Source organism: uncultured Moraxella sp. (assembly GCF_945873075.1).
In the GTDB taxonomy this organism is placed as follows: domain Bacteria; phylum Pseudomonadota; class Gammaproteobacteria; order Pseudomonadales; family Moraxellaceae; genus Moraxella.
Genome location: NZ_CAMCBS010000038.1, coordinates 1 through 10072, shown reverse-complemented (window position 1 = coordinate 10072; position 10072 = coordinate 1). Strand labels below are relative to the sequence as shown.

General features: G+C 45.8%; 13 protein-coding genes. 5 read left to right on the top strand and 8 right to left on the bottom strand.

Going from position 1 to position 10072, the window contains the following annotated elements; genetic code table 11:
- Nucleotides 1-10: 10 nt before the first annotated feature.
- The 4 genes from Q0N89_RS09185 to cmoA all read right to left on the bottom strand — a co-directional run bounded on the left by Q0N89_RS09185 (nucleotide 11) and on the right by cmoA (nucleotide 3735).
- Nucleotides 11-640 (bottom strand): NYN domain-containing protein, encoded by a 630-nt coding sequence (locus Q0N89_RS09185; protein WP_294035681.1) that lies wholly within the window; start codon nucleotides 638-640, stop codon nucleotides 11-13.
- Between the two features lie 175 nt (nucleotides 641-815).
- Nucleotides 816-1739, bottom strand: coding sequence for a DUF808 domain-containing protein (locus Q0N89_RS09180; protein ID WP_294035677.1), 924 nt, complete (start codon nucleotides 1737-1739; stop codon nucleotides 816-818).
- 191 nt (nucleotides 1740-1930) lie between these two features.
- A complete protein-coding gene (cmoB, locus tag Q0N89_RS09175; protein WP_294035675.1) occupies nucleotides 1931-2956 on the bottom strand; it encodes a tRNA 5-methoxyuridine(34)/uridine 5-oxyacetic acid(34) synthase CmoB in 1026 nt (341 codons plus the stop codon).
- A gap of 17 nt (nucleotides 2957-2973) precedes the next feature.
- On the bottom strand, nucleotides 2974-3735 hold the full coding sequence (gene cmoA / locus Q0N89_RS09170) for a carboxy-S-adenosyl-L-methionine synthase CmoA (RefSeq protein ID WP_294035673.1): 762 nt from the start codon (nucleotides 3733-3735) through the stop codon (nucleotides 2974-2976).
- Nucleotides 3736-3811: 76 nt separating this feature from the next.
- Between cmoA and msrA the strand changes: the two genes are divergently transcribed.
- On the top strand, nucleotides 3812-4330 hold the full coding sequence (gene msrA / locus Q0N89_RS09165) for a peptide-methionine (S)-S-oxide reductase MsrA (protein WP_294035679.1): 519 nt from the start codon (nucleotides 3812-3814) through the stop codon (nucleotides 4328-4330).
- 122 nt (nucleotides 4331-4452) lie between these two features.
- On the opposite strand, the gene Q0N89_RS09160 is transcribed toward msrA, so the two are convergent.
- On the bottom strand, nucleotides 4453-5160 hold the full coding sequence (locus Q0N89_RS09160; protein WP_294035671.1) for a nitroreductase: 708 nt from the start codon (nucleotides 5158-5160) through the stop codon (nucleotides 4453-4455).
- Nucleotides 5161-5425: 265 nt separating this feature from the next.
- Here Q0N89_RS09160 and Q0N89_RS09155 point away from each other — a divergent pair, with 265 nt between their 5' ends.
- On the top strand, nucleotides 5426-6856 hold the full coding sequence (locus tag Q0N89_RS09155; RefSeq protein ID WP_294035669.1) for a lytic murein transglycosylase: 1431 nt from the start codon (nucleotides 5426-5428) through the stop codon (nucleotides 6854-6856).
- A 95-nt stretch (nucleotides 6857-6951) separates the two neighbouring features.
- Here the strand turns inward: Q0N89_RS09155 and Q0N89_RS09150 are convergent, their stop codons facing one another.
- Complete coding sequence (locus tag Q0N89_RS09150; RefSeq protein ID WP_294035667.1) at nucleotides 6952-7122, bottom strand: hypothetical protein; 171 nt, start codon at nucleotides 7120-7122, stop codon at nucleotides 6952-6954.
- 54 nt (nucleotides 7123-7176) lie between these two features.
- The gene (locus Q0N89_RS09145; RefSeq protein WP_294035665.1) at nucleotides 7177-7938 is read right to left on the bottom strand and encodes an SPOR domain-containing protein; all 762 of its coding nucleotides are present in this window, start codon (nucleotides 7936-7938) and stop codon (nucleotides 7177-7179) included.
- 193 nt (nucleotides 7939-8131) lie between these two features.
- Here Q0N89_RS09145 and Q0N89_RS09140 point away from each other — a divergent pair, with 193 nt between their 5' ends.
- Nucleotides 8132-8368 (top strand): DUF2788 domain-containing protein, encoded by a 237-nt coding sequence (locus tag Q0N89_RS09140; protein ID WP_294035663.1) that lies wholly within the window; start codon nucleotides 8132-8134, stop codon nucleotides 8366-8368.
- A gap of 89 nt (nucleotides 8369-8457) precedes the next feature.
- On the opposite strand, the gene Q0N89_RS09135 is transcribed toward Q0N89_RS09140, so the two are convergent.
- Entirely contained in the window at nucleotides 8458-8808 is a 351-nt protein-coding gene (locus Q0N89_RS09135; protein ID WP_294035662.1) for a hypothetical protein, read from the bottom strand.
- 329 nt (nucleotides 8809-9137) lie between these two features.
- Here Q0N89_RS09135 and rpsU point away from each other — a divergent pair, with 329 nt between their 5' ends.
- Nucleotides 9138-9353: a 30S ribosomal protein S21 gene (gene rpsU / locus Q0N89_RS09130; RefSeq protein WP_078254635.1), complete on the top strand. Its 216-nt coding sequence runs from the start codon at nucleotides 9138-9140 to the stop codon at nucleotides 9351-9353.
- Nucleotides 9354-9475: 122 nt separating this feature from the next.
- Nucleotides 9476-9997 (top strand): c-type cytochrome, encoded by a 522-nt coding sequence (locus tag Q0N89_RS09125; protein WP_294035660.1) that lies wholly within the window; start codon nucleotides 9476-9478, stop codon nucleotides 9995-9997.
- Nucleotides 9998-10072: the final 75 nt, after the last annotated feature.

The window sequence follows — 10072 nt, the reverse complement described above, 5'->3', positions numbered from 1 at the left end:
CTATATGGTATCAGGGTTTGAGTGGGGTTTCATCATGAATTTTGTCTATTAGACCCCATTTTCTAATGTAAGCTACCGACTTATCTTGATAAATCTCATATTTTTGCAGACTAGAAACCCAGTCAGATAATGTTGAGTGGCCAGATTGCTTAGGCTTAAGACCTTGATTGTGTAGATGTGTTCCAAGTTCAGAAAGGGATAAGGGTTGATTGGCATTAATAATCTGATCAATGATGAGTGATGGCTGTTGCACAGAAGGTTTGGTAATATCGGTTTTGGGCGTAGTCTCGGGTGGAAAAATAAACTCATCGCATGCATTAACTAAGGTTTTATGACTGTTATCTTTACCAATACCAATGGTATAAACCCCAAGAGCTCGTAATTTGATGATTAATGCGGTAAAGTCGCTATCACTACTTGCTAGAACAACCGTGTCAATTTGTTTATTAAACACCAACTCCATGACATCCAGCATGAGAGCAATATCGGTGGTGTTTTTTCCTGAGACATAGTTAAATTGCTGAATGGGTGCTAAAGCATGCTTTTGAATGGGTTTGCGCCAAGGCTGCACGGCAGGATTTGCCCAGTCGGCATAAATACGACGAATAAAAACATTGCCAAGACCTTTTGCGCTTTCGATAATAAAACCCGCTTGTCCCGCCCCTAATTTTCAGCATCGATAAATAAAGCAACGCATGAGGTTTTGTCTGCCATAAAAAAATCCTTGTAAAGTTTATCTATTGCTATCTAAAGATAAGTAATTTATTGCAGGCAATCCCTAAGTTTTATAACCTAGGGATTTTTTCTCTTTAGAATCAATGCTTCTTGCCAAACATCTTCTTCGCCACAATCACTACAGCAAGGATAATTAAGCCTGCAATCAGACCAACTGCACCATTATAGGCAGTTTCAGCCAGACCGCCGATGATACCTGATAGTGCTGCCAAATCCTGCGCTTGATGGTGCAAAATACCGATGCCATGCACCAAGATACCGCCACCGACCAAGAACATCGCAAGTGTCCCAGCGATTGACAAGAATTTCATCAGCTTGGGTGCAAAGGCAAGCAGGGCACGACCCATCGCCTGTGATGATGCGCTTGGTTTATTGAGTAGATGCACGCCCATATCGTCTAGCTTGACAATCAGACCCACCAAGCCATAGACACCGACAGTCATCAAAATCGCAATCGCAGTCAGTGCCGCCGCTTTGGTCGCAAGTGTCGCTGCGGTCATCACACCGAGCGAAATCACCACGATTTCGGCAGATAGGATAAAGTCCGTGCGGATTGCACCGCGGATTTTGTCTTTTTCAAGGGCGACCAGATCCACCTGCTCATCAGCATTGGCGACCAAGCGATCATGGTGAGCTTCGTCATCATCAAGCTCATGCGGTAGCAGATTTGGGGCGAATTTATGCACCACTTTTTCAGCGCCTTCATAGCATAGAAACGCGCCACCGAGCATCAACAGCGGCGTAATCAACCACGCCGCGACTGCACTAATCAGTAGCGCTGCTGGCACTAGGATGACTTTATTGACAAATGAGCCTTTGGCAACTGCCCACACAACCGACAGCTCACGATCGGCACGCACGCCTGTTACCTGCTGAGCGTTCAGCGCTAGGTCATCGCCGAGCACCCCTGCGGTCTTTTTTGCTGCCATTTTTGTCATCACTGAGACATCGTCAAGAATCGTTGCGATGTCATCAAGTAGCATCAGTAGGCTACCACCTGCCATATTTTCACCTTAATTTTGGATTTTGTTGTAAATGATGTGTCATGCACCGATTTTCAGCTCTTTGGTAAAAACAAAAATAAGCCAAACGCATGACGGTTGGCTTATTATAATCAAGCTTGGGCAAATGGTTTGTAGTAAATTGTATAAAATTAGCACAAATGCCCATTTGTATCGCTGTCTTTGATGGCTTGTTATGGTTTTTTGGCGACCATCACCGCACGCACAGGGCGTGGATAGCCTTCGATGGTTTTGCTATCATCATCAGGATCGAGAAAATCCGCCAATGAGTGATAAGTCATCCAATCGGTCGCACGCTGCTCGATACTTGTCGTGGTGCTGATATCGACGCATTTGATATCAACAAAGCCAGCTTTTTCGAGCCATAAAGTCAGTGCCGCCACCGATGGCAGAAAATACACATTATTCATCATCGCATAGCGGTCTTTTGGTACGAGCACCGTATTTTCATTGCCATCAATGACCAAAGTCTCAAGTACCAATTCACCACCCTTGAGAAGTTGATTTTTTAATTGTAATAAACAATCAAACGGTGATGCCCGATGATATAGCACCCCCATACAAAACACGGTATGAAACAGCGCACCAGTTGGCAATTCTTCTAAACCGACAGGGATAAAGTGAATCGGCGACTGATTGTAGCGGTTCGTCATCTCGCCCAAAAAATGCCGTATCGCCATAAACTGATGATAAAACAAACACGATGGATCAATCACCACCACGCTACTTGCGCCTGCACCTACCATGCGAAAGCCGTGATAACCCGAGCCACCACCGACATCCAGCACTCGCTTACCACTAAGATCGCTGATGTGTGGCAGGACACGGTCCCATTTTAGATCACTGCGCCATTCGGTGTCGATATGGATCGAATGTGTGTCATCACCGATGATAAAGCCACCTTTACGCCACGGCATGAGATTCTTTAATAGCGCTTCAGCTTTGCGATAATCACTGTGAGACAGGCTGACATTGGCAGTGATACAGCTGGCAGTTAGGTCGATGTGATTGGGCGTAATTTGGGGAATTTTGTTAATCACAGATTCATAATAAGGGGCGTGTGCATAACGCTCTTTATTTTTGATACTGCCAAGCCAATCGGGTAGGCGTTTGAGCCATTCATACGCTACAGGATGATGCTGGGCAAGGTCAAATAAGGTGTCAAACAAGGCTTTTTCGGTACGGGCAATGGTATTCATAAACAAATCAATAAAAACTATTTAAACGCCACAATCGAGGCGAAATTCAAAAACATAAACCAAGTCAAGCTACGCTCAAAACCCGCTTGGTGCAATCGATGATGGTGCATCTCAAGCGTGTCGGTGATGAGTACATTTTCAAGTGCATTGCGTTTGCCACTGATTTCCATCTCGCTATAGCCATTGGCACGCTTAAAATCATAATAGCGTTCCACTCGCCAAGCGTCGTCTTGCTCATCGGTGAGATGTGTTTTTTCGGTCAAGATCAAAATACCGCCATCAGATAGCGCATCATGGCATTTTTGCAGTAGGGCCAGGCGAGCATTAGGATTGAGAAATTGTAAGGTCAGATTAATCACAATCAAATCGCACGGCTCAAAATCCATCTGTGTGATGTCGTGAAGCTCAAAGCGAATGTCATGGCTAGGATAATGCTCGCCAACGACACTTTTGGCACGGTCGATCATCGGCTTTGAGATGTCGATGGCGTGGATTTCTAGCTCATCGGGGCCAAATTTATCCGCCAAAGCAAAGCTTACTGCCCCAAGTGATGTGCCAAGATCATACACACGGCTGACCTTTTTGCCATCGCCACTATTTTGGCGAAATAGACAATGACGGCGAGCCAAAATCGGCAACATGGCAAGCATCTGCCCATAGCCGGGTACACTACGACGAATCATATCCGGAAAGCACGCCACCACTTCTTCATCAAAGCTAAAGCGGGCTGATTTGTCCAGTGGCGTGGTAAATAAGGTGTCGTGCTTGGTATTTGGCATAGGCTTATGATAGACTGACAAGATGGGGCTTATTATAGCATTGATTTGATAAATTGAAATTAAGGATGTGATGATGATTCGTTCAATCTTGTTAGGTGGTGGCTGTTTTTGGTGCACCGAATCGGTGTTTGGCGCATTAAAAGGCGTGCAAAGTGTCGTCAGTGGCTATGCAGGTGGCACGGCTGATACCGCCAATTACCAAGCGGTCTGCACAGGTACGACAGGTCATGTTGAAGTCGTGCAGGTGGTCTATGATGATACGCTAATCAGCCTTGAGCAGATTTTGGCGGTGTTTTTTGCCACCCATGATCCGACGACGCCAAACCGTCAAGGCAATGACATCGGCACGCAATATGCATCGGTGATTTTTTATGATAATCAAACTGATAAAGCCATCGCCGAGCAGATGATAAATAAACTCATCACTGATGGCGTGCCTGTGGTCACTCGCCTTGAGCCTGCACCTGCGTTTTATCCTGCCGAAAGTTATCACCAAAATTATTTTGCTAATAACCCAACACAGCCGTATTGTAATTTTGCCATTCCACCAAAATTGGCAAAACTGCGAGCGTCATTTGCCAAGTTATTAAAGTAAGTTATTAAATTAACTTATTGAAATAAAACAAAAAACCGTTCATATCAAATCACGCTTGAATGAACGGTTTTTGCTTGTCAGTGCTTAAAGTCGGTGTTTAAAGTTTGATGAATTTATCCAAATCAATCCAAAAACACCGCAAATTCATCAACAGGCACTCGTGGCGTGATAAAGCCATTGACGATGTCTGATTCATCGGCATAACCAAGCGCAATAGTACAGACAAGCTCTTCATCACTACCCGCGCCCAACGTCTTTAGCACCACAGGGTGAAAATGGTTAAACGCCGCTTGTGGGCAGGTGTCAAGCCCACGAGCTTTGGCGGCGATCATCACATTTTGCATCATCATGGCGATGTCCATTTTTGAGCCGATGCCCATCACTTTATTGACGGTGAAAAACAGACCAACAGGCGCATCAAATAGCTTGAAGTTGCGATCGTGCTGTGCTGCCATTTTTTCTTTATCGCCTTTTTGGATGCCAAGTAAACCGTACAGCCCCCAGCCATTTTCACGGCGACGATCGATGAATGGCGAGATCCATTCGGTCGGATAGTAGGGGAAAGTTTCTTGGAATTTGTCCGCAAGACTTGGATCATCGGCGATGGCTTGTTTGGCAGCAAAGATATTGTCAATCAGCTGGGTTCGCTTGTCGCCTGTCACCACATAGACTTTCCACGGCTGTGTGTTCGCGCCTGATGGTGCGCGGCTTGCCACGGTGAGAATATCTTTGATGGTCTGTGTATCGACGGGCGTATCCAAAAATGCCCGTACTGAGTGGCGAGCGGTGATGACATCATCGACGATGGCGGTTTGTTGTTGGGTGGTCATGAGTAATCCTTGTTTGTGATTGTCGTGGGGATGATTGAAAGCGTTTTCATGATTATGCCAAAGCACTTTGGGCTTGTCAAATGTGGTCAGGGCAAGCTTAGTAGGTAATTTATTATCTAGTTGTCTGACAAGCGATTTAAGTTACGCATTTGTTACCTGATGGTTGAAATTGTCGGCAAACGCCAAGTTTATTTTGAAATCATAGGCAAAATTGGGTAAGCTTAGGCTATTTGTAAGTCTGATTATCATCCTAAGGATTTTTTTTATGAAAAAGACACTTTCGGTATTGTCACTGGCAGTGAGCGGTTTGGCATTTGGTCAAACGGCGATGGCAAATGATTTGCCAAACCTAAGCAACAGCGAATTTCAACAATGCCTTGATGGACTAAAAAACAGCAGTGCATTTCGTGGCGTCTCAAGCCAAACCTTTGAAACTTATCGCCCAAGTCAGCCTGACCCGACGGTGATTCGCTCGCTCAATTATCAACCTGAATTTAAAAAAGATGTTTGGGATTATCTGGCATCACTCGTGGACAGCGAGCGTGTCGAAGATGGTATCCGTGCCAAGCGTGAACAGGCGGAAGTCCTGCGCCGTATTGAGAGCCGTTATGGTGTCAAGGCAGAGCACGTGCTTGGCGTGTGGGGCGTTGAGAGTAATTTTGGGCAGACTTTGGGTAAGAAAAACTTATTTGATAGCCTAGCGACTTTGTCTTGCTTTGACCGTCGTCAGAGCTATTTTCGTGGTGAATTTGCCAATGCCCTAAAAATCGTCCAAAATGGCGACATCCGCCCACAAGACATGACAGGCTCATGGGCGGGGGCATTTGGTCAGACGCAGTTTATGCCAAGCACATTCCTAGAATTGGCGGTGGATTTTGATGGCGATGGCCGTAAAGATTTGGTCAATTCAAAAGCTGATGCGCTAGCGAGTACCGCTAATTTCCTTGCCAAAAAAGGCTATCGCAGTGGCGAGCCATGGGGCTATGAAGTCAAGCTAAATGGCTATGACGGCTCAAGCGGTCGCCGTGACAAAAAATCCATCAGCCATTGGCAAAATATGGGTCTGACCCTGCCTGATGGTCGTCCATTGCCAAATAACATGGCATCAGCAGGCTTATTACTACCTGCGGGCAAAAACGGCCCTGCGTTCTTGGTGGGTAAAAACTTCGATGCCTTTTATGCGTATAATGCATCAGAAAGCTACGCACTTGCCATCGCACATCTGTCAGATTTGGTCACGAGCGAAAACACCAACACAAGCTTTGCCACCCCTTGGCCGACAGATGACCCGGGTATCGGTCGCCGTGAATCCAAAGAAATTCAGCAAGCGCTACTCGATGCCGGCTACGACATCGGTGCGGTCGATGGCATCATCGGGGATAATACTCGCCGTGCCATCATGGACTATCAGCGCCGTATGGGTGTGACCCCTGATGGCCGCGCAGGGCAGAAGTTCCATCGCTTGATTATGAATGGTCAAAAGCCAAGTGCGCCGATGGGTTCGAGTTTTTCATCACAATCGCCAAGCCAAGCTGTCAATCAGACCATCAGTCAGCCTACTGTTTACCAAAGCACGACACCAAGCGTTGCGCCAAGTGTGACTGCGCCGAGTGTTAGCACCAGTACGCCAGCAGGCACTGTTTATCGCCGTGTGGTAAATGCTGATGGTTCAACATCGCTTGTACCGGTCAAATAATCATCATCCGTACAAAAAAAGCTCAAAGTATCGCACTTTGAGCTTTTTTGTTGATGACTATGATACTAAATCAAAGCTTGCTAAAAGCTTGGTAATTATTCGTCTTCTTTATCATCATCCCAGTTGGCATAGGTCTTGGATGGGTCGATGCCTTGACTTTTTAGGTAGGCGACTTGTTCTTCAAGGGTGCGTTTCTTTTCGGCCTTGTGCATGGTGTCGCTTAGAGCGTCAAGCGTATCGATTTGGGTTTTGATGGTGTCAGTCATGATAAGTCCTTGATTTGCTTGTTAATAAATATTTTAATAAATCAGTCAATAAAATCAGCGTTTTTGTTCGACGATAAGTGAATCAATGCCGTTATTACGCAGGCGAGTGCTCGCTTGGCTTGCTTCTTCACGGTTTTTCATCGGGGTTGAAACCACTTGATAAAAATGCGTACCCTTAGCGCTGTCGGTGCGTTTGACGACGACGGCATCAACACCAGCCATCAGCACTTCGGCGCGCTTGACATCCGCTTCATCGGCGGTGGTGTAGCTGCGGATTTGTAGAATATAGGTCGTGTCTGCTTTGGTGTCGGCGGTATTTGATGATGTGCCATTATTTGCAGGCTCATCATAGACTGCGCTCTCTTCGGTGATGCTCACGCTGTCATCGGCTTTAGTGGCTTTGTCGGCCTTGTTAGATTTATCAGTGCTATCAGCATCGGCAGGTGTATCGGCTTTGGGTTCCACGCCTGGCTTGGCGGTCACGGTGGTGTCTGGTGTCACCGCTGATGGTTCAGTACTTTGAGTGGATGCACCCAAGCCTTCAGGTGTGCTACGAAATTCTTGCTCTGGCAGCACTTCATAAAACTCATATTCAATCGGTGCATTTGGGTCTTTGATTGGCTCAACAGGGGCTTCGACGGCGGTAGGTGCAGTCTCTTGACTGCGAAAACTGTCAAACAATGGCGAAAAATAGGCGAACACCGCCACGGCGATGATGATAAGCAAGCAAGCTGCCGTTACTGCAATGCTAAGCAGCCCACAACCAGTTTTGTCGGTCTTATAGACAGCTGTGGGTTTGACAGGTCGGCTCGCCATTGATGGTTCCTTAATTAGTTAAAATTCAAATACCTACTGACTATTATAGCAAACTATTAGCATAAATGTATTGCTTGCTTTTTAATCTTATGTTGCATTTTGTGTTAGAAATTTTTATCAAGGTTGCAAACTACCATCGCTGATGTGGTTTTTGTGCTATAATAAGGCGTTTTGAATTGACTAGATTGGGAATTTGGCGATGTTTTCTACTGCATTCATGGTATCGGCTGACACCATCACCGATTTGGGGCTTTATATTTTATTGCCTATCTTTATTGGGTTTTTATTTTTTATTATGTGGGATATTTCCAAGAAGTCTGATGCAGGCAAGCAGGGGACTTTTTGGATTTTTGTCGCACTTGGCATGGGCTTTTTTGGCTTTCTTGCCAAGCTTGTGATTGAATTTGTGCTTGAGCATTGGGTGCTGTAACTGCTTACACGAACTGATTGCTTGGTTATTAAACGAGTAAAATAAAAAAATCGCTCCAGTTGATTGGAGCGATTTTTTTTGAAGTAAAATTATTTTTTGGCTTCTTCAGGCTTGGCAGCGGCATCAGCAGCTGGCGCAGCATCGGTGGCTGCAGGTGCGGCAGCGTCAGCTTTGGTATCAGTTGCAGCAGCATCGGCAGCAGGTGCGGTTGCTGCATTTGCATCAGTAGCAGCGGCAGGCGCAGAGCCATCAGCTGGGAAGCCGAACTTTGGCTGACCTTCGTCGTCAAATTTCATTGGCTCAGCTTTTGGTGCTTTTTCCATAGCGGCTGCTTGCGCTTCAGCCAGCTTATCGACAGCATAAACATGCTCTTCTTTTTTTTTGCCACAGGCGCTTAGGGCGATAGCAGCAACTAGGGGTAGGATGGCATAGGCTTTCATACAATCTCCAATAACAATCAATTTCGCCACAGGGCAGGGTTTACATCCTTATATTATGCCACATTTTTGCCATAAATAAACGGATGATTATCATCGGTGTTAAATTTTCTTGCAAAATGTCACAACTTAACAGAAATTTTGGGTAAAAATCTTGCTCAAGGGCGGAATCTTTGGTATAATGAGCGACTAATTTTGTGCGATAGCACGGTCTGTGGCAGTGGTTGCTACAGATATTTCCAGTTTGAGCTGATGTCCATCGCCCAAGACCGATGGTGCTATATAATATAAATACAGCCAAGCTGATGCCACCGTCTTGATAGGAGAAACCCATGCCTTCAGTTAAGGTAAAAGAGAACGAACCAGTAGATATCGCAATCCGTCGCTTCAAGCGTGCGTGCGAAAAAGCAGGCGTTTTGGCTGATGTTCGTAAAAAAGAATTTTTCGAAAAACCAACCCAAGAGCGTAAGCGCAAAAAAGCTGCTGCTGTTAAACGCTACAAGAAAAAAGTATATCGCGAGCAAGTTCGCACAACTCGTAAATACTAATTTCTGATTGGTTTTTACCATAAGCCCCGAAAGTGATTTCGGGGTTTTTTATTGCACCAATGTTGCTAAGCGTTGATTATCGGCGTATAATGAATAAAACCATACATCCATAAGGGGATTTTATGAAATTGCGTTATCCGATTGTTCTGCTGTGTGCAAGCCTTGCTTTGATGGCGTGCGGCGAAGAAAAAAAGGCAGAAACCGCACCTGCCAAACCTGCGGTACAGCAGACTGCTACACAAGCAACGACGACACCGGTAGAGCAAGCGTCTAGCACCAAAAAAGAGACATCCAACAATGAGTTGCAAGCGGCAGCGACTGATACGGCGGATGCCAAGAAGCCTGTAGAAGCTACCACGGCTGCTGCAGACACTACCAAGACAGAACTGGTCAAGCCTGCATCACTTGAAGTCGGTAAAAAACGCTATGAGACCACCTGCCATGTCTGCCATGAAGCGGGACTACTGAATGCACCGAAGCTTGGCGATAAAGAAAACTGGGCAATCAGAGCGAAGCAGGGCGTGGAAGTGCTGTATCAACATTCTGCCAAAGGGATTCGCAGTATGCCAGCGCAGGCAACAGGCGATGTCAGTGAAGCTGAAGTCTATGCGGCAGTGGATTATATGCTAAGCCAAGCCAAATAATAAAAAAATGCTCAAGTTTTTGAACCGCACCCCAAAAGTTAGACAACCTTTGGGGTGTTTTTATGACCAAATACA